General features: G+C 48.1%; 26 protein-coding genes. 13 read left to right on the forward strand and 13 right to left on the reverse strand.

The window, feature by feature from the left end; translation table 11 throughout:
- Positions 1-206 precede the first annotated feature (206 nt).
- The 4 genes from BC792_RS14730 to BC792_RS14745 form a co-directional block, all read right to left on the reverse strand.
- Positions 207-500, reverse strand: a complete 294-nt coding sequence (locus tag BC792_RS14730; protein WP_148909782.1) for a hypothetical protein — start codon at positions 498-500, stop codon at positions 207-209.
- Positions 501-611: 111 nt separating this feature from the next.
- A complete protein-coding gene (locus BC792_RS14735) occupies positions 612-1,814 on the reverse strand; it encodes a pyridoxal phosphate-dependent aminotransferase (RefSeq protein ID WP_148909783.1) in 1,203 nt (400 codons plus the stop codon).
- Positions 1,815-2,022: 208 nt separating this feature from the next.
- On the reverse strand, positions 2,023-2,397 hold the full coding sequence (locus BC792_RS14740) for a DUF1573 domain-containing protein (RefSeq protein ID WP_148909844.1): 375 nt from the start codon (positions 2,395-2,397) through the stop codon (positions 2,023-2,025).
- Positions 2,398-2,512: 115 nt separating this feature from the next.
- The gene (locus tag BC792_RS14745; protein ID WP_425262456.1) at positions 2,513-3,475 is read right to left on the reverse strand and encodes a KpsF/GutQ family sugar-phosphate isomerase; all 963 of its coding nucleotides are present in this window, start codon (positions 3,473-3,475) and stop codon (positions 2,513-2,515) included.
- Between the two features lie 100 nt (positions 3,476-3,575).
- On the opposite strand from BC792_RS14745, the gene recQ reads away from it, so the two are divergent.
- The 3 genes from recQ to BC792_RS14760 all read left to right on the forward strand — a co-directional run bounded on the left by recQ (position 3,576) and on the right by BC792_RS14760 (position 7,224).
- Positions 3,576-5,765 carry a DNA helicase RecQ gene (recQ, locus tag BC792_RS14750; RefSeq protein WP_148909785.1) on the forward strand — a complete coding sequence of 730 codons (2,190 nt, stop codon included), beginning with the start codon at positions 3,576-3,578 and terminating at the stop codon, positions 5,763-5,765.
- A 12-nt stretch (positions 5,766-5,777) separates the two neighbouring features.
- Positions 5,778-6,593, forward strand: coding sequence for a 3-deoxy-8-phosphooctulonate synthase (kdsA, locus tag BC792_RS14755; protein ID WP_148909786.1), 816 nt, complete (start codon positions 5,778-5,780; stop codon positions 6,591-6,593).
- A gap of 178 nt (positions 6,594-6,771) precedes the next feature.
- The gene (locus tag BC792_RS14760; protein WP_148909787.1) at positions 6,772-7,224 is read left to right on the forward strand and encodes a hypothetical protein; all 453 of its coding nucleotides are present in this window, start codon (positions 6,772-6,774) and stop codon (positions 7,222-7,224) included.
- Between the two features lie 36 nt (positions 7,225-7,260).
- On the opposite strand, the gene BC792_RS14765 is transcribed toward BC792_RS14760, so the two are convergent.
- Positions 7,261-7,986: an SDR family oxidoreductase gene (locus tag BC792_RS14765; protein WP_148909788.1), complete on the reverse strand. Its 726-nt coding sequence runs from the start codon at positions 7,984-7,986 to the stop codon at positions 7,261-7,263.
- 104 nt (positions 7,987-8,090) lie between these two features.
- Positions 8,091-8,534 (reverse strand): YbhB/YbcL family Raf kinase inhibitor-like protein, encoded by a 444-nt coding sequence (locus BC792_RS14770; protein WP_148909789.1) that lies wholly within the window; start codon positions 8,532-8,534, stop codon positions 8,091-8,093.
- A 241-nt stretch (positions 8,535-8,775) separates the two neighbouring features.
- Between BC792_RS14770 and BC792_RS14775 the strand changes: the two genes are divergently transcribed.
- From BC792_RS14775 to BC792_RS14795, 5 genes are all read left to right on the forward strand, one after another.
- On the forward strand, positions 8,776-9,294 hold the full coding sequence (locus tag BC792_RS14775) for a YciE/YciF ferroxidase family protein (RefSeq protein WP_148909790.1): 519 nt from the start codon (positions 8,776-8,778) through the stop codon (positions 9,292-9,294).
- Between the two features lie 77 nt (positions 9,295-9,371).
- Entirely contained in the window at positions 9,372-10,190 is an 819-nt protein-coding gene (locus BC792_RS14780; protein ID WP_148909791.1) for an SDR family NAD(P)-dependent oxidoreductase, read from the forward strand.
- A 45-nt stretch (positions 10,191-10,235) separates the two neighbouring features.
- Positions 10,236-11,813, forward strand: coding sequence for an FAD-dependent oxidoreductase (locus BC792_RS14785; RefSeq protein WP_148909792.1), 1,578 nt, complete (start codon positions 10,236-10,238; stop codon positions 11,811-11,813).
- Between the two features lie 81 nt (positions 11,814-11,894).
- Positions 11,895-12,992, forward strand: a complete 1,098-nt coding sequence (locus BC792_RS14790) for a zinc-dependent alcohol dehydrogenase (protein WP_246155113.1) — start codon at positions 11,895-11,897, stop codon at positions 12,990-12,992.
- Between the two features lie 10 nt (positions 12,993-13,002).
- Complete coding sequence (locus BC792_RS14795; protein ID WP_148909794.1) at positions 13,003-13,488, forward strand: hypothetical protein; 486 nt, start codon at positions 13,003-13,005, stop codon at positions 13,486-13,488.
- A gap of 295 nt (positions 13,489-13,783) precedes the next feature.
- Here BC792_RS14795 and BC792_RS14800 read toward each other — a convergent pair whose 3' ends face one another.
- Entirely contained in the window at positions 13,784-14,275 is a 492-nt protein-coding gene (locus BC792_RS14800) for a hypothetical protein (RefSeq protein ID WP_148909795.1), read from the reverse strand.
- A 157-nt stretch (positions 14,276-14,432) separates the two neighbouring features.
- Between BC792_RS14800 and BC792_RS14805 the strand changes: the two genes are divergently transcribed.
- Complete coding sequence (locus BC792_RS14805; protein ID WP_211357553.1) at positions 14,433-15,098, forward strand: hypothetical protein; 666 nt, start codon at positions 14,433-14,435, stop codon at positions 15,096-15,098.
- On the opposite strand, the gene BC792_RS14810 is transcribed toward BC792_RS14805, so the two are convergent.
- Entirely contained in the window at positions 15,092-16,630 is a 1,539-nt protein-coding gene (locus BC792_RS14810) for a GH3 family acyl-acid amido synthetase (RefSeq protein ID WP_148909796.1), read from the reverse strand. The genes BC792_RS14805 and BC792_RS14810 overlap by 7 nt on opposite strands.
- Before the next feature lie 209 nt (positions 16,631-16,839).
- Between BC792_RS14810 and BC792_RS14815 the strand changes: the two genes are divergently transcribed.
- Together BC792_RS14815 and BC792_RS14820 are read left to right on the forward strand one after the other, a co-directional pair.
- Positions 16,840-17,145 (forward strand): DUF3175 domain-containing protein, encoded by a 306-nt coding sequence (locus tag BC792_RS14815; RefSeq protein ID WP_148909797.1) that lies wholly within the window; start codon positions 16,840-16,842, stop codon positions 17,143-17,145.
- A gap of 27 nt (positions 17,146-17,172) precedes the next feature.
- Positions 17,173-17,487, forward strand: a complete 315-nt coding sequence (locus BC792_RS14820) for a hypothetical protein (protein WP_148909798.1) — start codon at positions 17,173-17,175, stop codon at positions 17,485-17,487.
- Between the two features lie 33 nt (positions 17,488-17,520).
- Here the strand turns inward: BC792_RS14820 and BC792_RS14825 are convergent, their stop codons facing one another.
- From BC792_RS14825 to BC792_RS14835, 3 genes are all read right to left on the reverse strand, one after another.
- Complete coding sequence (locus BC792_RS14825; protein ID WP_148909799.1) at positions 17,521-17,976, reverse strand: DoxX family protein; 456 nt, start codon at positions 17,974-17,976, stop codon at positions 17,521-17,523.
- A 54-nt stretch (positions 17,977-18,030) separates the two neighbouring features.
- Positions 18,031-18,597 (reverse strand): Crp/Fnr family transcriptional regulator, encoded by a 567-nt coding sequence (locus tag BC792_RS14830; protein ID WP_148909800.1) that lies wholly within the window; start codon positions 18,595-18,597, stop codon positions 18,031-18,033.
- 84 nt (positions 18,598-18,681) lie between these two features.
- Positions 18,682-20,295 (reverse strand): sulfatase family protein, encoded by a 1,614-nt coding sequence (locus tag BC792_RS14835; RefSeq protein WP_148909801.1) that lies wholly within the window; start codon positions 20,293-20,295, stop codon positions 18,682-18,684.
- Between BC792_RS14835 and BC792_RS18400 the strand changes: the two genes are divergently transcribed.
- Entirely contained in the window at positions 20,258-20,479 is a 222-nt protein-coding gene (locus BC792_RS18400; RefSeq protein ID WP_170250047.1) for a hypothetical protein, read from the forward strand. The two genes, BC792_RS14835 and BC792_RS18400, sit on opposite strands and share 38 nt — an antisense overlap.
- Positions 20,480-20,491: 12 nt before the next feature.
- On the opposite strand, the gene BC792_RS14840 is transcribed toward BC792_RS18400, so the two are convergent.
- A complete protein-coding gene (locus tag BC792_RS14840) occupies positions 20,492-20,950 on the reverse strand; it encodes a MaoC family dehydratase (protein WP_148909802.1) in 459 nt (152 codons plus the stop codon).
- A gap of 237 nt (positions 20,951-21,187) precedes the next feature.
- On the opposite strand from BC792_RS14840, the gene BC792_RS14845 reads away from it, so the two are divergent.
- The gene (locus BC792_RS14845; protein WP_148909803.1) at positions 21,188-21,583 is read left to right on the forward strand and encodes a hypothetical protein; all 396 of its coding nucleotides are present in this window, start codon (positions 21,188-21,190) and stop codon (positions 21,581-21,583) included.
- A gap of 46 nt (positions 21,584-21,629) precedes the next feature.
- Here the strand turns inward: BC792_RS14845 and BC792_RS14850 are convergent, their stop codons facing one another.
- Positions 21,630-21,878, reverse strand: coding sequence for a hypothetical protein (locus BC792_RS14850; RefSeq protein WP_148909804.1), 249 nt, complete (start codon positions 21,876-21,878; stop codon positions 21,630-21,632).
- Positions 21,879-21,960: the final 82 nt, after the last annotated feature.

Raw genomic sequence — 21,960 nt, forward strand, 5'->3', positions numbered from 1 at the left:
ATGGTCGAAAAAACTCCTGAAACAACTTTCTCCGGACCAAACGACGAACCTAAATACAATAATCCGCTTATTTTATGACCAGTCATGGGAAATTACCCATATCAACCGCTGGCGGCCTAGGCTAATCTCCTAAAACCATTACAGACCACAAGCCCATAATAAAACTAAAGAAGGCGCCCTTTTTAGACGCCTTCTTTTCGTATATATCATTTGATGCTGTTTATTGTCTGTTGCTCCCGGAGCCTGTCTATATTGTTTTTAGCGGCGTAGTCGTCTGTCGTTTGCTGAAATGTATCCAGTACGTCACGGATTGCATCTGCATTGTCTGCCGTACGCTGGTAGATTTCGGGAAGTTCCTTTTCCAACGTGGAATTTCCGAGTTCGATGTTGTCCACTTCGATTTTTCCGATTTTCTCCAACACTGCTTGCTGACTGTTTTTTAAGTCTTCCAGTTCGCGGGCAATTTTAGCCATTAAATCAAATTTCTTCAACTTATCCATATCACTCCTTTTTTTTTTGTTTTACTTTAGGAGTATAACGACCAGTGGAAGATTTTGTTTTCTTTTTTAACGTACAACGCGAGGCCGGACGCCGTAGCATCCGGCTCTGGGCTATGCCTGTGTGCGCCCCGGGTACACAGAAAGGGCTTCCTCGAGGCAGCGTAATGCTCTCTTAAGGTCGTCGCGGTTGAGGACGTAAGCTAAGCGCACTTCATTGACCCCCGCTCCGGGTGTACTGTAGAAACCTGTCGCGGGTGCCATCATTACTGTTTCGTTCTCGTAGGAGAAGGATTCCAACATCCACTGGCAAAAGGCGTCCGCGTTGTCTATCGGCAGCTTCGCCACTACATAGAATGCCCCTCCGGGGTTGGGACAGAACACGCCTTCGATCTGGTTCAACCCGTTCACCAATGTGTCCCGTCTTGCCGTATATTCTTCTGTTACAGCGAGGAAGTAGCTGTCGGGTGTATCCACCGCCGCTTCGCTAGCTATTTGTCCTTCTAAGGAAGGGCTTAGCCGTGCCTGTGCAAATTTGAGTGCGGCTTGGTACAGTTCCTTATTTTTAGTGATCAGGCAACCGATACGTGCTCCACATGCTGAATAGCGTTTCGAGACAGTATCCAGAACGACAACGTGTTCTTCGAGGCCGGCAAGATGCATGGGGGATACAAACTCACGGCCATCATAACAAAACTCTCTGTAGGCTTCGTCCGAAAATAGATAAAGATCGTGTTTAAGACAGAGTTCTTTAAGCTGTTCGAGTTCTTCGCGTGCATACAGATATCCGGTAGGGTTGTTCGGATTGCATATGGCTATTGCCTTCGTCTTGTCGGTAATAAGCTTTTCAAACTCGCCGATAGGCGGCAAACTGAAGCCGCTATCGATATAGGACATAATCGGTTTTACGACAATATCGGCCGAACAGGCGAACCCATTGTAGTTGGCATAGAAAGGTTCAGGAATGATAATTTCTTCGCCTGGGTTCAAGCAGGCCTGCATGGCGATTGTAATAGCTTCTGATCCGCCGTTGGTTACCAGAATGTCGTTTACCGTGATATCATAGCCAAGCTTATTGTAGTACTGCATCAACTTGTTTCTATAAGACGCTGTGCCCTCAGACGGCGTATATGCCCACACCTTGAAATCGATGTTCTTCAGTGCATTCAGCATGATTTCAGGCGTTTCGATATCGGGCTGGCCAATGTTCAGATGATAAATTTTCTTTCCTTCTTTTTTGGCTTGGTCAGCGAAAGGAGTTAGTTTTCTGATAGGCGAAGCGGGCATACGGATGCCCTTTTCTGATAGTTGTGGCATTTCTTCTGAGTTGTTTAATTATGCGGTAAAATTAGCAAAAGAAAACAATTCGGGGCTGTTGATTTGAAAAGATGCAGAAAAATATTCTTTTTTCGCTATCGGCGACGGACGGGGAAGCGTCGTTTCTGTGGGACAGGCGGCGGAGCGTCGGGGCCCGGCAACAAAAAAAGGCCGTCATCAAACGGCCTTTTTTATCAAGTATCAGTAATTATTCGACATTGCCTTTTACCGTTAGTGTCTTCACGGGTGTTTTGGTGTTGGACTTAACCGTAAACTGTTTGGTGAATGGTCCTTTGGCGGCTGCATTGTACGTTACCGTTACGGTGCCGGATTCGCCCGGTTTCACAGGGGTTTTTGTAAATTCAGCTACCGAGCAGCCACATGAGGGTTTAACTTCCGAAATAATTATGGGTGCATCTCCTGCATTTGTGAACTTAAAGTCGAAAGTTGCTGGCTTGTTATGCGGGATATTTCCAAAATCATGTGTTTCCTTTTCGAATCTAAATTCTCCAATTGCCGAAATCATGGATGTAAATCCAATCAGGGTCGTCAATACTACTAAAAATCCTAGTGTCTTTTTCATCATCATATCTTTTAACGTCTCTACGTTGCGATCAAAATATACGCCAAAGTTACCAATTACAGGGCGATCTTGTCAAATAAAGTGCACAACAAACAAAAATATTACAGAACAACGGCTATATAATGCCTTCTTTCAGAAGATCTTGGATATGTATGATTCCCTGAAAGCTGTTGTCTTCAGTGACGAGGAGCTGGGATATGTTGTTTTGTCGCATCCGATGCAGCGCTTCGGCGGCCAGTTTATGTCTGTCGATTGTTTTGGGATGTAGAGCCATAATGTCTTTTGCCTGAATAGCGGTGAGATCTTCGTACTTCTCCAGCATCCGTCTGATGTCGCCATCCGTTATTATCCCCAATAGCTGGCCGTTGTCTATAACGGCAGTTGCTCCAAGGCGGTATTTGGTAATGGTGATGATGACTTCACGGATATTGGCATCCGGACCGACGGACGGTTTGCCATTATGATCAGAAAGGTCGCTTACTTTGAGGTACAGCTGTTTGCCTAAGGCGCCACCCGGGTGGTATTTTGCAAAATCGCGGTCGGAGAACTGCCGGCATGTCTGCAGGGATACGGCTAATGCATCGCCCATTGCCAGCTGTGCCGTTGTGCTTGTGGTCGGCGCGAGGTTGTTGGGGCAGGCCTCGCGGTCTACGGTTGTGTTCAGGATATAATCGGCTTGCTGGGCGAGAAAAGACTGGAGGTTTCCGACCATCGCTACGAGCGTGTTTCCTGTCTGCTTTAGAAAGGGTACGAGCACCTTGATTTCAGGTGTGTTCCCGCTCTTGGAGATGGCTATGATCAGATCGTCCTTCTGTATGATCCCCAAATCGCCGTGTATGGCATCTGCGGCATGCATAAAAATTGAAGGCGTTCCCGTGGAATTAAATGTCGCTACAATCTTTTGCGCGATGATGGCACTCTTACCTATCCCCGTCACGATAACACGTCCACGCAGCCCCAGAATATCGTTCACTACCTGTGTGAAATCGTCCGTAATGAATTCCTTCAGTTTTAGGATGGCAGCGGCTTCGAGTGTAAGTGCTTCAATGGCAGTCTTTTTAATATCGATGTTGTGTATCACGGAAAAAATATCTAATTTTATATTAAAGAAACTACAAAAGTAAGTTATTTGGCACTCAAAAGAGTCACAGGTCCATCTAATTTTTTGTCTACAGTTAATGGAAATAGAAAAATCACTATTTGACAATTTACAGGAATTTTTCGGCTTCGACACGTTCAAAGGGGACCAGGAAGCGATAATAACAAATATCCTGAACAAGAAGGACACGTTTGTTATTATGCCTACCGGTGGGGGGAAATCAATCTGTTATCAGCTACCTGCGCTTATGAGTGAAGGGACGGCTATCGTAATTTCGCCATTGATTGCCTTGATGAAAAATCAGGTGGATCAGCTGCGCGCATTCGGCGGCAACGACAGTATCGCACACTTCCTCAACTCTTCGCTGAATAAAGGCGAAATCACCAAGGTGAAACAGGACGTATCGGCGGGAAAGACGAAGTTGTTGTATGTGGCGCCCGAATCCTTAGCTAAGGAGGAGAATGCTCTGTTTCTGAAGCAGATTAAGGTTTCGTTTGTAGCGGTAGATGAGGCTCACTGTATCTCAGAATGGGGGCACGATTTCCGTCCGGAGTACCGGAAGATAAGGCAGGTTATTAACGGGATAGGCGAGAATATCCCGATTATTGCGTTGACAGCAACGGCTACGCCAAAGGTGCAATCGGACATCCGTAAGAACTTACAGATGAACCACGCGACGTTGTTCAAATCTTCCTTTAATCGGTCTAACCTATATTACGAGGTGCGGACAAAGAAGAATGTAGTTAAAGAGATTGTTAAGTTTATCCGGTTGAATGCCGGAAAGACAGGGATCATATATTGTTTAAGCCGGAAGAAGGTAGAGGAGATAGCGGAGGTCTTGAATATTAACGGGATAAAGGCGCTGCCGTACCACGCTGGGCTGGATGCAAAGACCCGAGCGGAAACACAGGACAAGTTCCTGATGGAAGACGTAGAGGTGATCGTGGCGACGATAGCGTTCGGTATGGGGATAGATAAGCCCGATGTCCGGTATGTGATTCATCACGATATACCGAAGTCAATGGAGGGATATTATCAGGAAACAGGAAGAGCGGGTCGCGACGGCGGAGAGGGGCATTGTCTGGCGTTTTATTCTGAAAAGGACGTCGAAAAGCTGACGAAATTTATGAAAGATAAGCCCGTTTCTGAGCGGGAAATCGGGACGCAGATCCTAAAGGAGGTCATCGATTACTCAGAATCGTCTGTCTGTCGGCGTAAGCAGATTTTACATTATTTCGGTGAACAGTTTGACGAAACCGGCTGTAACAACATGTGCGACAATTGCCGCGCGAAGAAAACCTACTTTGAGGCCGAGGAGTCGCTTTTGCAGGTATTGAACTTTATTAAAGAAGAGGGCGAACGGTTTGATGATCAACACCTGATCAATGTCCTTGTCGGGCAAAACAATCAACCCATATCGTCTTACAAACACGATCAGCACGTGTTGTTCGGAACGGGTAAGGACAAGGGTATAAATTACTGGAAATCACTTATACGTCAGGCAGAACTTAATGGTTTTATTAAGAAAGATATCGATCATTACGGCTTGCTGATGCTTACCGAAAGCGGAAAGAAATACATTGCCAACCCTTATGCTATCAAGTTTATTCTGAACCGACCAATGGAAAAGGCCGAGGATGAAGGCGGAGATGACGTCGCCCAGGGATCGACAGCGCTGGATACGGAGCTGCTGAAGATGCTCAAGGAGCTGCGCAAGAAAATTGCCAAGCAGAAATCTCTCCCGCCTTTCGTCATTTTTCAGGATCCGTCGCTGGACGAGATGTGTACGCACTATCCGGTGTCCCTGGACGAGCTGAAGCAGATTCAAGGTGTAGGGGCAGGAAAAGCGTTGAAGTTCGGACAGCCCTTTGTCGATCTCATTAAAAAGTATGTAGAGGATAATGATATCGATAGGCCACAGGATCTGGTTGTGAAGAGTACAGCAAATAGATCAGCCCTGAAGGTGTCCATTATACAGAATATCGACCGGAAAATCGGATTGGACGATATTGCTTCGTCTAAAGGTATTAGCTACGAGGACTTATTGAAGGAGGTGGAATCGATCGTTAACTCCGGCACGAAACTTAACATCGGCTATTTTGTGGATGAGATGATAGACCGTGACCGTCAGGACGAAGTCTATGAATACTTTCGCGCAGCGGAGGTTGATTCTATACAACGGGCGCTGGAAGAACTTGGCGAAGATGACTATACGTATGAAGATATTCAGCTTATGCGTATTAAATTTATATCTGAATTAGGAAATTAATTATCCATCCATATGATTCATCATTACTTACCGGCAATTAAGAATGCCGGTTCCCCGCAGTTCTTTTTGATGGCCGGACCCTGCGCGATTGAAGGAGAAGAAATTGCGCTGCGGATCGCCGAGCAGATTACAAAGATTACAGATAAGTACAATATTCCTTATATTTTTAAAGGCTCGTACCGTAAAGCGAACCGGTCCCGCGTCGATTCGTTTACAGGAATCGGCGACGAGAAAGCATTAAAGGTGCTCGAAAAGGTGGGCAAGACGTTTGGTGTCCCGACGGTTACCGATATCCATGAGAGCCATGAAGCGGCTATGGCTGCCGCCTACGTGGATGTACTGCAGATTCCTGCTTTCCTTTGCCGGCAAACAGAACTATTGGTTGCTGCAGCAAACACGGGTAAGGTCGTCAATATCAAGAAAGGACAGTTTCTGTCGGCAGAGTCAATGAAGTTTGCAGTAGACAAGGTAAAAGACTCGGGAAACGACAAGGTATTGTTGACGGATCGGGGAAACTCTTTTGGTTACCAGGATCTAATTGTCGACTTTCGGGGCATTCCTGTCATGCGTTCGTTCGGGGTGCCTACGATTATGGACTGCACGCATTCGCTACAGCAGCCGAACCAGACGTCGGGGGTTACGGGCGGCAAACCGGAACTGATAGAGACCATAGCGAAGGCTGCAATCGCTGTCGGCGCGGACGGCCTGTTCATCGAAACGCATCCCGATCCAGCTAATGCGAAGTCGGACGGAGCGAATATGCTTCATCTGGATCGCCTGGAAGAATTGCTCCATAAACTGGTCCGGCTACGTGAAGCCATTTTATAGCCATTGCAAGAGAAAAGCTTAGGTATCCACTACTTAAGCTTTTCTTTTATACCTTGAGGAGGCCCCTTCAAGTGATAATTACGGAATTTGCCATCTTGCAAAACGAAATACCGCTAAAAGCGTCTTTTCATTCAGACAGAAGTTGAACGCCGTGTCGGCATTTACAAAATTCATCAAAATGAAACTATCACCGAATATGTTAGGAGGATTAGCGGGTGCCATAGCACTTAATTTAGTCCATGAGTACGCGCGGAAGCGCTTTAAGGATGCACCAGCGGTAAATCGTATAGCGGAGGGCGGTATAGCGAAAGTCGCAAATACGTTCGGACAGCCTTCTCCGACGCCGGAAGTAAAATATGGTATGGCGATGACGGGTGATCTTGTGGCGAACACGTTTTATTACAGCACCATAGCTAAAGAAGAGGGGGGAAACATATGGCTGCGTGGACTGTGTATCGGTTTAATCGGCGGACTTGGAGCGCTTTTTCTACCGAAGCAGGTAGGATTGGATGACACGCCGGTTACCCGTACGCCATTGACAAAGGTGCTTACCGTTGCCTGGTACACGATAGGTGGGGTTGTAGCCGCGGCGACGGTGCAGGCCCTCCGACGTCAACAACAGCAAGGTTAAGTGTCCCACGACCGCTGCAGGCCGTGGGCGCCGCGACTACGGCCACGACGTTTCTGTCATCGGAAGAACCATAACTTCCGGTATCACCGTCTCGGCAGGCATTGAAATTACGTATCTTATTGTATCCGCAACATTTTTTGGATCCTGTAGAAGATTGGTGTCTATATCGGGAAAGCGATCCAGCAAAAACGGAGTTTTCATCCCACCTGCGATCACGGCAGTAACTTTAATGTTTTCCTTGCGTCCTTCCACGTGCAGTGCATGGCTGAACCCCAGCAGTCCCCACTTACTTGCATGATAGGGTGATGCGTTGGCCCATGCCCGCTTGCTGGCGGTCGAAACGATGTTCACGATGTGGCCGCCACCGTTTTCTTTCAGATAGGGGAACGCTGCTTTAGAAACGATGAAAGGGCCACGCAGGTTTACACGCATGACGGCGTCCCATTCAGATAGAGCAAGTTCTTCAACGGACTTGGTGTAGTCGATACCTGCATTGTTGATGATGACGTCTATCTTGCCAAACTCTTTTACAACCTGTGCGAGCGTCGCGGTTACACTATCTTCGTCGCCGACATCCATTCTGAAGCTCTTGGACTTGCAGCCGGCGGCAACACAACGCTCCTCTATCGCTTGAATTCCTTCCGTCCGGATGTCGGTAAGAATCAGCGTTGCCTGATCGCTAGCCAGGACTTCGCAGGTCGCGGCGCCAAGGCCTTGCCCAGCTCCGGTGATTAAGATTACTTTGTCTTTTAGTGTGTTCATATGTATCCAGTTATATCCTTCTTGGTGTGTCTTCAAAGTTGTCCGTATGATTGTCCCGGCGAATGTGCTCCGGCCTTCCGTGTCTGTGGCCCGTTGCGCTTCCGTCAGTCGTCCGAGCTGCATTGAAACCAAAGTTCTGCCTCTTCTATGATGGCGGCTTCCATCTTTTCCTTGGTTTCCGCTGGTTCGGGGTCTTTGTCGAAGTGTAAAACTTCGTTCAATGCATAGAGCGTGAAGCGGTATCTATGTGTCCCCTGAAAGTATTTAGGGCAGGGGCCTTCGTATCCCAGCGTATGATTATTGCAGAGTCCCTGTTTGGCTAGGGGTGGGATCTCCCCTTCTGGAACTCCGGCGCTGTCGGCAGGAATGTTGTAAAGATGCCAGTGCACCCATAATGGATCTGCGTCCATATCTTCGAGGAGTAGTACCAGGCTCTGTGTTCCGGCGGGCACCTCGTCGAAAAAAAGCGGGGGATTGATATTTTGTCCCCGGCACGTAAAAAGGACAGGAATCTCTTGGTGGCTTTCAAATAGGCTACGTATCCTCATATGTTATTTCATTGGTACGTCTAATGAACCGCATACATGGTGTTTGGTTTCAGGCGGTCCCCTTTTTTTAAGTGTCAGTCTCCGGCTAAGAGGTTGCGCTTTTATTAGTCTGCCGTTGTTTTATACGGATGAATATAGTTTTTATACGCGATGTTGATGTGGTAACTACAGAATTGCCAATCTATGGGAACAAACTTGCGACAACGGCGTTCAACTAGCAAACTAAAGAAGGAGTACTATTATGGCAAAGATGAAAGAAGGCAATATGCCGAACGCACACCTGCACGAATTATTTGTGGATGAATTAAAGGACATTTTAGGAGCGGAGCGTCAGCTGTTAAAAGGTTTGAAGAAGATGGCTGCTTCAGCGGGCAGCGAAAAGCTTAGAACTGCTTTCGAAACCCATTACCAACAGACCGAGGGACAGATCGAGCGCTTGCGGGCTGTATTCGAAAGCTTGGGAATGACGGCGAGAGGGAAGAAATGTAAAGCGATGGAAGGCTTGCTGGCGGAGGCCGATGAGCTCATCGAGGAGTTCCAGGACAGCCCAGAAGTGTTGGACGCAGCATTAATTGCGGCAGCGCAGAAAGTAGAACACTATGAGATTGCCAGCTATGGATGTGTCGTTACTTATGCCAGCCTAATGGAGCACACGGAGGCAAAAGAACTTTTAGGACAGACGTTGGCGGAAGAAAAAGAGACAGATGAGTTGTTGACGGAAATTGCCATGAGCGAGGCGAACGTCAGCGAAACCGCATAAATTAAGTTGCAGGGCGGCCGGCGTATGTATGCTGGCCGCTATGTTATCATTAATCCCAGAGCTAAGATTTGCTTATCATGAAGAACGAAAACCTAAAGAAGTATGCGTTGATAACGGGAGGCACCTCCGGTATAGGTAAGGAACTTGCGAGGTTATTTGCTCAAGACGGCTATCATCTGTTGCTTGTTGCCCGCGGCGAAGCTGGCCTTAATACGACAAAGCAGGAACTGGAATCGCAGTATGGGGTCGAAGTTATCACCATTGCCAAGGACCTTAGCGACGTTAACGCAGCCTTCGAGCTGTATGACGAGGTGAGCCGACAGCATATTTTTGTGGATGTCCTCGTAAACAATGCGGCGCAGGGGCAATATGGGCTATTCATCAAGTCGGATGTCCGCAGGCTGCTGGAAATTATACAGCTTAACGCGGCGACGTTGACGGCGCTCACGTATCTTTTCCTTAAAGATATGGTGGCCCAGAACAGAGGTAAAATACTACAGCTCGGATCTATCGCATCGGAAACGCCGGGTCCGTGGCAAGCGGTCTATCACGCCACGAAAGCCTTTGTACGGTCTCTGTCCGACAGCATTCGCTACGAGATAAAAGACACGGACATAACGGTGACGGTCCTTGAGCCCGGGGCGACGGACACCGACTTCTTCCGCAAAGCAGATATGCAGGACTCCAAGATTTTGGATTCGGGACTTAGCGACCCGGCTAAGGTGGCGGAAGATGGATATAAAGCGCTGCACAGCGGAAAAGATACCATTATTTCCGGCGTCAAGAACAAACTATTGGTGGCGACGAACAATATACTTCCCGAACAGATGGCTGCTGCTCAGATGGATAAGATGCAGGGGCCTAAAGATGGGTCGCCCAAGTCGCCCAGCAAATAGGGGGAACCATACACTTTTCGAACATTTTTAAGACTGGCTTATTATATGCAACGTGATGGTAGTAATAGAAGCATCTGGCAGGACCATGCCGGCCCAACATACCCCGCAGTCAGCGGAGGGCATTATGAGGTGCTGATCATAGGAGGCGGTATTACCGGCCTGACGGCTGCTCTCCGGCTGCAGGAGCGCGGCAAATCCTGTGTTGTGGTGGACGCCCACCAGATAGGCTTCGGAACCACGGGCGGTACATCAGCACATTTAAATACGGTTTTGGACACCCCGTACACCGAGATCATAAAACAGCACGGCAAGGATCGTGCGCGTGAAGTGCTTCAGTCTGCCCGCGATGCGATGGCACATATCGCAGATAATGTCAATCGATACGCGATAAGCTGCGATTATACGCCATGTTCCGGTTTTTTATATGCAACGGATGACGCGGAGCGCGATGAACTGATAAATATCGAAGGGGCTATACGGGAACTAGGTATAGCCTGCGAAAAGGTCGAAGAGATTCCCCTTCCAGCAGGCAACACCTATGCGATCAAATTTGCAGAACAGGCCCATTTCCATCCGACACGTTATCTGCTAGGACTGCTCGACGCGTACGTCAAGCTGGGAGGGCATGTTATAGAAGGTGCGCTTGTGCAGGAGGTAACAGATGAGGATCACCAGCTCCGCGTTAAAGTCGCGGGCGGCGAGACGCTGTCGGCAGGAGCCGTGATATATGCGACGCATACCACACCGGGCATACAGCTCATGAACTTTCGAGTCGCCCCTTATCGTAGTTATATTCAGGTTTGGGAACTGGCTGAGCACGAAAGCTACCCCCACGACCTCGTCTATGATATGAAAGAGCCTTTCCATTATTTCCGGACCGTACAGCAAGACGGGAAATTCTACCTAATGGTCGGCGGACAAGATCACAAAACGGCGCATCATGATAACGAACAACATAACTTCTTTGAGCTAGAGGCTTTTATCAAAGACATATATAGTGTCAAAGAAAAAAGATACCAGTGGTCGTCTCAGTTTTATGAGAGCCAGGACAAGCTACCGTTCATCGGCTATTATCCGGGTAAGAGCCACCAGCGCGAACTGATCGCTACAGGATTTGGCGGTAACGGCATGATATTCGGCACGCTTTCAGGACTTATGTTAACAGACCTCATTTTAACAGGCGACTGCAGGTATCGGGAGTTGTACCTTCCGACGCGGATCGGTCCGCTGTCGGGAGTTCGCGATCTCGTCGTAGAGAATGTGGATGTGGTGAAACGTTTTATTTCGGACAGATTTTCATTGCAGAAGGTAGAAGGTTTGGCCGAGCTGGGGCGTGGCGAAGGACGTATTTTAAAATACGACGGAAACCGTATTGGTGTTTTTAAGAGTGAGGAGGGCAAGATATATGCCGTAGATCCCGTTTGCCGTCATGCTGCCTGTATAGTGAAGTGGAATAATACAGAACGTAGCTGGGATTGCCCTTGCCATGGTGCCCGCTACGGAGTTGATGGTGTCTTGTTAAATGGCCCCTCTGTGGCTCCGCTGGAGAAGTGGGACCTTGAAACGAACGAGCGGCAGTCGCCAGAAGAGCGCACATCGGTGGAGAATACGGGTAAAGAATAGTTAATCGTTATATTATACAGAAATATTATGTTAGCAATGAATTATAGAGGCCCGTATAGGGTTCGAGTGGACCATAAACCTATGCCGGAAATACAGCACCCACGTGATGCTATTGTGCAGGTGACACGCGCCTGCATATGCGGATCGGACTTACACCTATACCATGGGATGGTTCCCGACACGCGTGTGGGAAGTACATTTGGGCATGAGTTTATCGGAATAGTACGGGAAGTAGGTACTGCAGTAGAAAACCTGAAGGTAGGCGATAAGGTATTGGTTCCTTTTAATATAGCGTGCGGACAGTGCGTGTTCTGTCGGCAAGGTCTATTTGCCAATTGTCACGAGTCAAATTCCATGTCCACCGCCGTCGGAGGAATATTCGGTTATTCCCATATCGCCGGTGGATTCGATGGCGGGCAGGCCGAGTACGTACGGGTGCCTTATGCGGATGTCGGTCCCACTGTTATACCCGAGGGGATGAATGACGAGGACGCTCTGCTGTTGACAGATGTCTTACCTACCGGCTATCAGGCAGCAGAAATGGGCGGCATAAAAACCGGAGATACCGTGGTGGTCTTCGGTGCGGGGCCTGTGGGAATTATGGCAGCCAGATGTGCCTGGCTTTTCGGTGCTGGAAGGGTAATTGTGATCGACCATTTGGAGTATAGGCTGGAGTTTGTGAAGAAATACGCGCCGTGCGAGGCCTACAACTTTAAATCTATGGACGATCCCGTTGTATTTATCAAGCGTATGACTGACTGGTTAGGTGCCGACGTGTGTATCGACGCGGTTGGATCGGATGCCTGCGGGAATGCGATGCAGACCATCACCGGCAAGAAGCTTCTGCTACAGGCGGGATCGGCAACGGCACTGCATTGGGCGATAAACTCGGTTAAGAAGGGCGGGATCGTATCGATCGTTGGGGTATACGGCCCCACGGATAATTTGGTTCCGATTGGTAACGTTGTCAACAAGGGAATCACCGTACGGGCAAATCAGACATCGGTTAAACGGCTGCTTCCGCGGTTGATAGAACATATCCAAAACGGTATTCTCAGCCCCAAAGATATAATTACACATCGGTTTGCACTGGAAGATATAGCCGAGGCTTATCATATCTTTTCATCTAAGCTGGACGCATGTATTAAACCGGTGTTGGTTCCAAACGCTAGTTCTTAAAGAATTGATTATGAAAAATTCAGTGGAAAACTATAAAGAGATTAAAGGATGGGGAATTGACGCCGATCCGCTTAACGAGCCTACATACCCTATGAAGAACAAGGAAGCGGAGGGAAATGCAGCGTTATGGGAGCGCCCCATTCAGCAGCAGCCCTCCGTGGAGATCCTGCATTCCAATGAACGGCCAAATCTCTCGGCCGTATTTGGCGAGACGATTCCCCCGCAAGGCCTTAGTGGAGCACTGCGGCGCTATGCTTTTAAATACAGCGAATCCCGATATCGTCATTGGCTGCCATTGCTACTGGCAGATCGGATCAATGAAATTGAAGGGATAGTCCAGGATATAAAGGACGGAAAATTTCCAAATCTGGTGGCAGAGCGGGGTTGGAAAGCACGTTGGCAATTTGGCAAGAAGAAAATACTTAAGGATGCAGCCATCGGCATTGGGATTGGTCTGGCCGCATATGTTTTATTGAAGTCGAAGGCTAACAAGTAGAAGCGCCACGTCATTACAGGAAAGAAGGGACAAGGCCTCGTCGGAGGGCTTCGTCAAGATTCATTCTCCCTGTAATGACGTTTTTGTATGTATATAGGTAGCCACTTATGCCGGTGTGAGGAGTATCTCCCCGGCAGGACATTCTTCACCTTTTTATGCTTCGCTGACGCCGTGCGGCCCCGTTACGGCTGCGTCAGTGGCTGATGGTCTGTTCCTTTTTTTGACCTATACAGCCTTGACAAGGATTAACTTTCATTCGATATAAATACCGCTACGTTAGGCGATTGCTATTGCCTTATAACGTTTTTCGCTGTTCCTTTGTTAGTAGGTCCGTCGATAAAAGAAAAGCCTTGATATTGTCCTTCAGCTGTAGGGGAGAAATCTCCTGGTAGTGTTTGATAATGAATGCGCAGTCTGCACGGATGTTGTCTTTGTAACGCAGCATCCTGGGCGCATGATATTGAATGGTGAGGCGTAAAAAGCGGATCTCCGGATTGTCTTTGTCCCGCCGGACGGCTTCTTCGAGATCTTTTTTCCCGCGCTTGAAACTATTGAGCTTAGTCAAAGGGGCGTCCGCATGCTTTGCCCATACGGCAAAATAAGCGCCGATATAAGCCTGTTGCAGCGGATCGGGTGTGCGGATGGCTTTAACTTTTGAAAGCTGTTGCTTACACACTGTAGCGTTTGTGGTCGCCGTGCGGTACTTCGCCCGTAAGTCGTCCAAGGTGGCCGCCTGCTTGGCGCCAATGCTGAAGAGCAGAAATCCGATTAGTAAATAAGGAGTCATAAGCCTTTTTTAGGGGAACGCGGATAGAGATGTAAGGTTTCCTGTGCCGGCAATTTTTTGGTAAGGCCTCTGCGGGGTATGCTCATACCGTTGCGTGTTCAAAAAAAGTGAAACAAATAGCAATGCCCGGCCGTTTATTTATAAATCTACATCAACTATGGAAATACGATCTGGGCAGGAAACAATGATGGCAACGGACGCATCCACGCTGCACAACAAGAAGGTGCCCCGTGTGATCCAACGCCAGATCCTAGCTGCACTATCTCACTATCCAGAACTTCATGCCACAAATATCCGATTCGTCTTCACGCAGACGCTCAGGAAATCTGTTATGGCCGCCAGACCAGTTGTACGCACGTTGCTGCGCGGAAAAAAACATAGAGTCTACGATATACTGATCAGTCCGGTCTTCAAGCTGCGCTACAGTATAGAGCCTATCCATCAGGTCGACGATTCGGTATTGATAGGGTGGATAGGTCATGAGCTGGGACATATCCTGGATTATGAAATGCGAAGTGTGTGGGGAATTGCCCGTTTTGGGCTGCTTTATCTATTATCCAAACGGTATATAAGACGCGCGGAGCGGACGGCAGACACCTTTGCTGTCCAGCGGGGCATGGGCGATTATATCCTTGCAACAAAACGGTTTATTCTGGACCACAGTGAACTTCCTCAGCGTTACAAAGACAGGATCGCGAACCTTTACTTATCGCCGGACGACATTGTGGAACTGGTATCATCTCTGGAGGGCGAAAACAGCCGGCGACAAGAGGAGATATTGGATACCGAAGTTAAGACTGCAGGGCATCCGTTCAGTCATTGACGTTCTTCCGCCCCTTGCAGTTGGAGTACCAGATCTTCAAGTTGTTGAAAACTTTCTTCATTCATTACCCTTGGTACCTTCGTCTGTCCTCCCATTTTTTTATAGGTGCGGCTCCATTGGTAGAAAAAGTCGACAGGAATTATTTCGACCTCAATGTGGTCTAGCGTCTGTCGTCTTGCGACCGCGTAATTTTTGTTGGCCCGTTGGAGCTCGGCATCCAGTAATTCGGTTACCGAAGTAGGTTCGAGCACCTTGTCGGCTCCCAAGTACCACTTATTGATATGTTTACCGTTCTTTATTATCGAAGCGACGGTAAATTCGGTTATCTTAAGATCAAACGTATCCTGGACCTTCCGGATCGCGGCATTCATTTGATGGACAGAAAGCTGTTCGCCCACTACATTCAGAAAGTGTTTTGTTCGCCCACTGATAACGATTTCGCCCCGCTCTTTATCCGTAAACATCACCGTGTCGCCGATCATGTAGCGCCAGGCGCCGGCTACAGTAGAAATAAGGAGTACATATTCGCGGCCTTCTTCGACGTCGGCCAAGGTCAGGACTTCCGCGTCTTGCTTCACGGTTCCATGCTCGTTCATATTAGCGGCGACGAATGGCACAAACTCGAAGAATACGCCGTTATCGACAAGAAGGGCCATGGCGTTCGTGTCGGGTCTTTTCTGGGTTGCCAGATACCCCTCTGATGCCAGATAGGTATCGATGTAAATCATCGGCCGGGCAAAGAGGGTTTCGAAGCTCTTGCGGTACGGCTCGAATGCAACCCCGCCTGTACTGTATACGCGCAGGTTCGGCCAGATGTCGTGTATGGTATCCACATTATGATACCGGATGATTTCTTTTAGGAGGATTTCCGACCAAGAGGGGATGCCCGTCATGCTTCCGATGTCCCACTTTCTGGCATTTTTGGCAATCTTGCTGACGCGTTCGTTCCAGTCTTTGGCAGCGGCGATCTTGTGTCCGGGCTTATAAAACCGCCGGAACCACAGCGGGAGGTTGGCTGCCGAGATTCCACTGATTTCTCCCATTAAAAATCCGTCTTTTTCCTGCAGTTGCGTACTGCTGCCCAGCATCATAATGTCTTTTTCGAAGAAATCGGGAGGCAGATCGAAGTTCTTTAAACTGAGGATCTGCTGGATACCCGCCTTTTTTATGGAGTCAAGCATGTCGTCTGTCACGGGGATGGCCTTGCTGTTGCTGGTCGTTCCGCTGCTCAGCGCGAAGAAGCGCTGGCCGCCGGGCCATGTAATGTTTTCGTGTCCGGCGTGTAAGTAATGCCACCATTCGTCGTGTAAGCTATCGTAGTCGTATATGGGCACGGTGCTTTGGAACGCCTTTATAGGCTCAGCGTCTGCGAGGATAGCGTCAAAGTTATACTTCCTTCCGAAAGCCGTGCTTTTTGCCCTTTCCAATAAGTCGCGTAAGACCGTTTGTTGGGCGTCGACCGGCGATGCAGTCTTTGCGATCATCCCGTTTACGTCTATTACCCTTTTTATTATTTCTCCTATTATTGCCATAGTTGATGATATGCTGTTTGACATAGCACGGGAAAAGGAGCGTTTTGTTTTATCGGCTGCTTCAAATCTGGAGCCGTCCGCGAGCAGCTGGTCAGGCTGCCGCTCTTCCGGCGACCGTATTTCTACGAAAGTGGTGTATAATACCCCTAAAAAGCGGAAGAAGGGAAACCATTTCCGAGCCAGTGGATTCTTTGTTAGAGGAGGTGATTATGAAAAAGAAAGACAATGCCGAAAACGAAAAATGGTCGGCAGAAGTTACCGAAAATAGCGATGCGCTGGATTTGGAACCACATATTTTTGAATCCAAAAATCCGAAGAAAATAGCGGCGTCGTTAAAGAGGTCGGCGGAAAACAGTGATCGACGGAAGTCGAGTCCTTTTCGGTCGGCAATGTCGATGTTGACATTTTACATTAACAGGGCGGGAGAAAATCTAGGTGAAAACCAGCGGAAAGTTTTGGAAAGCGCGAAAGACGAGCTACGTAAGGCGTTCGGCCGTAAGCCCAAAGCTGTTTGAGCATATGTAACAAATAACGGATTTAGTATGAGAAATCTTAGACTCAACGAGATTATGACCTTAGATCGTAAGCATCTAGGCAGCGGTATCGTGATCGGGCTATGGTGTCTTTTCCTCTTTGCCGTATCGTGCGGCCAATCAAGCACGGGGACAGGTGTGGTAGACGCCGACTCCGTCGCCAACGGCCATCACAATGTCGGTGTACCGCTCGATAATATTGAGAGAAGCAAGTCACCTGACACGCTAGGGCAGACTGGGTCGGACAATTCGGGAGTGGCAATGGACAATATCAACCGTGACACGGAACGTGACACGGCTAATCAGCCACGGTTCTCGCCCTAAGCTGTGCGATAAGGGGCGTAGCCGGACTATGGCTTAAAAAGGACTTATTGCTGCAAAGTATGTCCAAAGGATGAGGAGTATCTGAAAAGGGACACGGAACCACAGGTAGGAGAGACCCGGCCCGTCGGCCTTTCCTGTCTGGTAATTTATTCGATGGAGGCTTGCATAAATGTTGGCAGGAAGGGATACGACGAAGAAAAATATCAGCAACCACCCTGTGATGGCTGCCCATGCGGGGAAGAAGAGCGCGATAGCAGCCAACACCTCTGCAACGCCGCTTATAATTATCAGGGATTTCCGTGAAGGGACGTAATCGGGGATCATCTTCGCCATGCCCCCTGTAAAAAAGAAGTGGCCGGATGCTGTAAACAGTAGCATTATCGAGAGTGCTATTCTGCCGGCAAGGGGTAGATCGATAACGGGCTGCACCACTTTCGTATAAACCAGTGTGCAACCAAAAACACCAAGTAAAATCAATAAAGGCTTCATTTTCTTTTTTGGACAAATTTATCCGCGTTTTGGCAAGCAATCAATGAACAAATGTTAATAAATCTGTTTACGGATTCGGCTGAGCGATTGAGGGCGTATTCCAATATATGTTGCGAGGTGCTTGAGGGGAATATGTTGAAGCAAAAGTGGAGCTTCTTCCATTAAATCCAGATATCTTTTTTTTGCCGGATCGTTTAAGAGCGATATTTCCCGCTTCATCTTTTTCAGATATAGGTCCTCGGCGACCTTTCTGCCAATCCTTTCGCCAATGGCTGTTGTACCGTAAATCGAGTTTAGATCGTCGTACGCTAATCGCCAAAGTATACAGTCGGTCACTGCTTCGACATTATAGGTACAGGGGCGCTGGGTTAAAAATGAATCATACGCACTGAAAAATGAGTGTTCGAACGAAAAAGAGAAGGTAAGGCCGTCGTCGAGGTCGGGAACGTAAAATCTGACGATTCCTTTTTCAATAAAGGATAAAAAGTTTTCGGTTTTACCCTGCTTCAGGATCAGCGACTTTTTGGGAACGTCCATTCTTGTGAGTTTTGACGTAAAGAGAAGAAGTTCTTCATCGCTGATATCAACAAACTGGTTAAAATAGTTTTTTATATGTTCCATAAGGCGCCAAAGTAGCGTTGGTATGATCATCCGTGTAGCTATGCCGTGAGACCGTGGAGAGGATGGGCACGGTCTGGCGGAGGGCTATTCTACTGGAGTTTTCGGTAAAAACTTTCTATCATTGTCGGCCGAGTCGTTATAAGAAGCACGTACTGCTGCAAGTTTTTCGGTCATCTTTTTCCGGACTTCGGCATATGCCGGATTGTCGTAGACATTGTGCAGCTCCTGCGGATCTTCTTCGAGGTCGTATAACTCCCATTCGTCGATGTCGTAATAGAAATGAATAAGTTTGTAGCGATCAGTCCGGATGCCGTAATGCCGTTTTACCGCGTGTATACCAGGGTATTCGTAGTAAGTGTAATAGACGGCATCGCGCCAGTTCTTTTGTGTGCCGCCGGCGAGCTTGCGGAAGGATTCGCCCTGCATATCTTTAGGCGCCTCTATACCGGCATAATCTAATAGGGTCGGAGCGAAGTCGAGGTTCTGTACGAGCGCATCGGATCGGGTTCCCGCAGGAATCTCCTTAGGGTAACGGATGAGCAATGGTGTACGGAGCGACTCCTCGTACATAAAACGTTTGTCGAACCATCCGTGTTCACCAAGATAAAAACCCTGATCGGAGGTGTATATGACGATCGTGTTCTCGTCGAGCCCGTTCTGTTTTAGGAAGTCCAGGAGCTTGCCCACGCCGTCGTCAACGGCGGCTACTGTTCCGAGATAGTCCTGCATATATCGCTGGTAGCGCCAACGCATAAGGTCGGCTTCCGACATATGGGGATATGCAAGTCTGAAGTTCTCCATGATGGGGAGATAGACGGAATCCCAAACCGCCCGCTCCTCCGTGGTCATCCGGCCCAGATTGTTATTAAAGGCCGCTTTATCCCACGACATATACTCCTTGAGCCCCAGTTCGTCCATCAATGTTGGAGGGACTTTGTTGTCGCCTGCCCAATTCATATGCTTAAGGATATTCATCTCTGCGGTCTTTGCGGCGGTGCCTCGTCCGCGGAAGTCGTCAAACAAAGTTTCTGGCTCAGGAAATTTCATCGCTGTGTAATCAACTATGTGGCGCAGTGCCGGCAGCCATTCCCGGTGGGGAGCTTTTTGGTGGTAAAGGACGCAGAACGGCTTGCTGGGATCTCGCTGTGCTATCCACTGAAGAACCATGTCGGTAGTTAGATCGGATACGTAGCCCTCGACCTGTTGTTTATGTCCGTTGATGATAAAATTTGGATTATAATATTCCCCTTGGTCAATTAATACAGCTGAATGGTCGAAACCTGTGGGGATGCCATCCATATGTATTTTTCCGATCAGCGCTGTCTGATACCCATGTTTTTGGAGGATTTTCGCGAAGTTATCCTGGCTCCAGTCGAATTTTGCTTCGTTGTCTATTTTCCCGTTGACAAAACTGTGTTTTCCCGTTAGAAGTACCGCGCGGCTGGGGGCGCAAAGCGCATTGGTTACGGAAGCGCGGGTGAATAACAGTCCCTCTTCAGCGAGGCGGTCGATGTTTGGCGTCTTATTTAGCCTGGATCCGTAAGCACTGATGGCCTGGTAAGCATGGTCGTCACTCATGATATACACGATATTGGGACGTTTATCCTGCCCTTTCTGAGCGACGGCCGAACCTGGCAACAGAATCAAAAGACACTGAAGTATGGAAACAATATTTCGGGTTGTGGTAAACAGAGACATATTCTACGCGATTTGGGTTGCTGAAAAATATATTCAAAGGTACAAATTCCAGACGAAAGGTGGGGATAAATATCTAAGCGATTGTGACAACGAAGTCTATCCGGATCAATTCCGTAAACCCGGGGGTCCATCAGGACTGTTGAGCTACCGGGAGCGGTCCGCATCGCGGCGTAACTCCCGGTAGAACATGCGTTGATCAAGCAAAGTGGTACAGGAAAACTACATCGCCCACATACGCGGGTTTGACATTGTCTTTTATGTGGAGGGTAGCTTCAATAACTGCTTTAACTACTCCTCGGAGGTTGTTGATAGATTTCACCTTAGCCTGTAACTGAACTTCGCTGTTGACCAACACAGGCTGTCCGAATTTGAGATTTTCGATACCGTAGTTGATTTCCATTTTTACGTTCCGTATGTCAGCAATCTGTTTCCATAGGTGGGGAATCAGGGATAGGGTAAGGTAGCCATGTGCGATAGTGGCTTTAAATGGCCCTTCTTGCTCTGCCTTTTGCTGATCGACGTGAATCCATTGATGGTCTAGGGTGGCATCTGCAAATCTGTTGATCTGTTGCTGATCTATCGTGTGCCAATCTGAAACACCCAGTAGCTTCCCTTCATATGTTTTGTACTCTTCAAAATTGTTTATGGTTATCATAGTGTTAATTTATGTATATATTTTCCTGCCTGTATTTAATCTCTATTTCTGCATTTATTCCATATAGAAAGCATTTTTAAAAGTATTAAAAACCTGGCATAGAATAGTACTTTTTTCCAAAAAGACATGCTAAGAGGTAGAGCATGGTATGTCGTATAAGACAAAGTGACACGAAGAAAGGGAACTTCGACATATGGTATAGGATTTGATTATGTTACTAAAATTAAACGAAGCCACATGAGCGAAACCACTAACCTATCCAACCTGATTTATGGAATTACGACCAAAAAGGAACTTGACGACCTCGTAAACCTACGCTATTTCGGCGAACGCGTATTTATTGATCCACCCACCCAGACGGGGGAAGTCCAGAATTTAGTCCGGCTTGCAAACGATTTGCTCGCTAAAAGCGAGGCCGGGAGAGCGTTTAGCATTCTCGACGGAGAGGACTATAGCATAAACGGGCCGTTTTGTCATGTCATGTCTTATCTGGCGGGTCGGATAGAATTTCTGAAAAATGGAGCCGATCCCGGCGACTATAACAAAAGCGACCTGGAAAACTTCTGCGACGGTGCGGAGGAAAACTTCCATGTTCGCTTTGGCAATTTTACAATCGGCAAGCGGATTTCCTGAACCGATGTACGTTCCCCCGGAGGGCTCCGTTGTGGAGTGATAACGGTTAGGACGTCTCGACGGGCTGGTTATCCTGCTCTTTGTCAAGTTCCGGATTTTCGCGTTCCAGCGGATATACATCGGGCTGAGTAGGCGGTAGATTTTCGATTTCTCTATCGCTCTCTGGAATGATATCTGTGCCTTCCTCCGGCTCCTTATCAGGATCGGCCTGTAGTTTTGCTGCACCGTTTATGTGCGGCAGCAATGCAACAGCGTGCGCATGGGCGAAAACCAACGGTTGTGAATTCATGGTCATATTTACTTGTTTGACAATTATAGAACGCGACAGTCGGCTGATGGTTTTATTAATTTCGATCATCCGCCAACATATAAGGAAA

Origin of the sequence: Sphingobacterium allocomposti (assembly GCF_008124885.1) — a bacterium.
In the GTDB taxonomy this organism is placed as follows: Bacteria; Bacteroidota; Bacteroidia; order Sphingobacteriales; family Sphingobacteriaceae; genus Sphingobacterium; species Sphingobacterium allocomposti.

Bases quoted from the DNA above. Each gene is read 5' to 3' on its own strand.
- BC792_RS14730 (WP_148909782.1), bottom strand. From the start codon at position 500: ATGGATAAGTTGAAGAAATTTGATTTAATGGCTAAAATTGCCCGCGAA.
- BC792_RS14735 (WP_148909783.1), bottom strand. From the start codon at position 1,814: ATGCCACAACTATCAGAAAAGGGCATCCGTATGCCCGCTTCGCCTATC.
- BC792_RS14740 (WP_148909844.1), bottom strand. From the start codon at position 2,397: ATGAAAAAGACACTAGGATTTTTAGTAGTATTGACGACCCTGATTGGA.
- recQ (WP_148909785.1), top strand. From the start codon at position 3,576: ATGGAAATAGAAAAATCACTATTTGACAATTTACAGGAATTTTTCGGC.
- kdsA (WP_148909786.1), top strand. From the start codon at position 5,778: ATGATTCATCATTACTTACCGGCAATTAAGAATGCCGGTTCCCCGCAG.
- BC792_RS14760 (WP_148909787.1), top strand. From the start codon at position 6,772: ATGAAACTATCACCGAATATGTTAGGAGGATTAGCGGGTGCCATAGCA.
- BC792_RS14765 (WP_148909788.1), bottom strand. From the start codon at position 7,986: ATGAACACACTAAAAGACAAAGTAATCTTAATCACCGGAGCTGGGCAA.
- BC792_RS14770 (WP_148909789.1), bottom strand. From the start codon at position 8,534: ATGAGGATACGTAGCCTATTTGAAAGCCACCAAGAGATTCCTGTCCTT.
- BC792_RS14775 (WP_148909790.1), top strand. From the start codon at position 8,776: ATGGCAAAGATGAAAGAAGGCAATATGCCGAACGCACACCTGCACGAA.
- BC792_RS14780 (WP_148909791.1), top strand. From the start codon at position 9,372: ATGAAGAACGAAAACCTAAAGAAGTATGCGTTGATAACGGGAGGCACC.
- BC792_RS14785 (WP_148909792.1), top strand. From the start codon at position 10,236: ATGCAACGTGATGGTAGTAATAGAAGCATCTGGCAGGACCATGCCGGC.
- BC792_RS14790 (WP_246155113.1), top strand. From the start codon at position 11,895: ATGCCGGAAATACAGCACCCACGTGATGCTATTGTGCAGGTGACACGC.
- BC792_RS14795 (WP_148909794.1), top strand. From the start codon at position 13,003: ATGAAAAATTCAGTGGAAAACTATAAAGAGATTAAAGGATGGGGAATT.
- BC792_RS14800 (WP_148909795.1), bottom strand. From the start codon at position 14,275: ATGACTCCTTATTTACTAATCGGATTTCTGCTCTTCAGCATTGGCGCC.
- BC792_RS14805 (WP_211357553.1), top strand. From the start codon at position 14,433: ATGGAAATACGATCTGGGCAGGAAACAATGATGGCAACGGACGCATCC.
- BC792_RS14810 (WP_148909796.1), bottom strand. From the start codon at position 16,630: ATGGCAATAATAGGAGAAATAATAAAAAGGGTAATAGACGTAAACGGG.
- BC792_RS14815 (WP_148909797.1), top strand. From the start codon at position 16,840: ATGAAAAAGAAAGACAATGCCGAAAACGAAAAATGGTCGGCAGAAGTT.
- BC792_RS14820 (WP_148909798.1), top strand. From the start codon at position 17,173: ATGAGAAATCTTAGACTCAACGAGATTATGACCTTAGATCGTAAGCAT.
- BC792_RS14825 (WP_148909799.1), bottom strand. From the start codon at position 17,976: ATGAAGCCTTTATTGATTTTACTTGGTGTTTTTGGTTGCACACTGGTT.
- BC792_RS14830 (WP_148909800.1), bottom strand. From the start codon at position 18,597: ATGGAACATATAAAAAACTATTTTAACCAGTTTGTTGATATCAGCGAT.
- BC792_RS18400 (WP_170250047.1), top strand. From the start codon at position 20,258: ATGGAAACAATATTTCGGGTTGTGGTAAACAGAGACATATTCTACGCG.
- BC792_RS14835 (WP_148909801.1), bottom strand. From the start codon at position 20,295: ATGTCTCTGTTTACCACAACCCGAAATATTGTTTCCATACTTCAGTGT.
- BC792_RS14840 (WP_148909802.1), bottom strand. From the start codon at position 20,950: ATGATAACCATAAACAATTTTGAAGAGTACAAAACATATGAAGGGAAG.
- BC792_RS14845 (WP_148909803.1), top strand. From the start codon at position 21,188: ATGAGCGAAACCACTAACCTATCCAACCTGATTTATGGAATTACGACC.
- BC792_RS14850 (WP_148909804.1), bottom strand. From the start codon at position 21,878: ATGACCATGAATTCACAACCGTTGGTTTTCGCCCATGCGCACGCTGTT.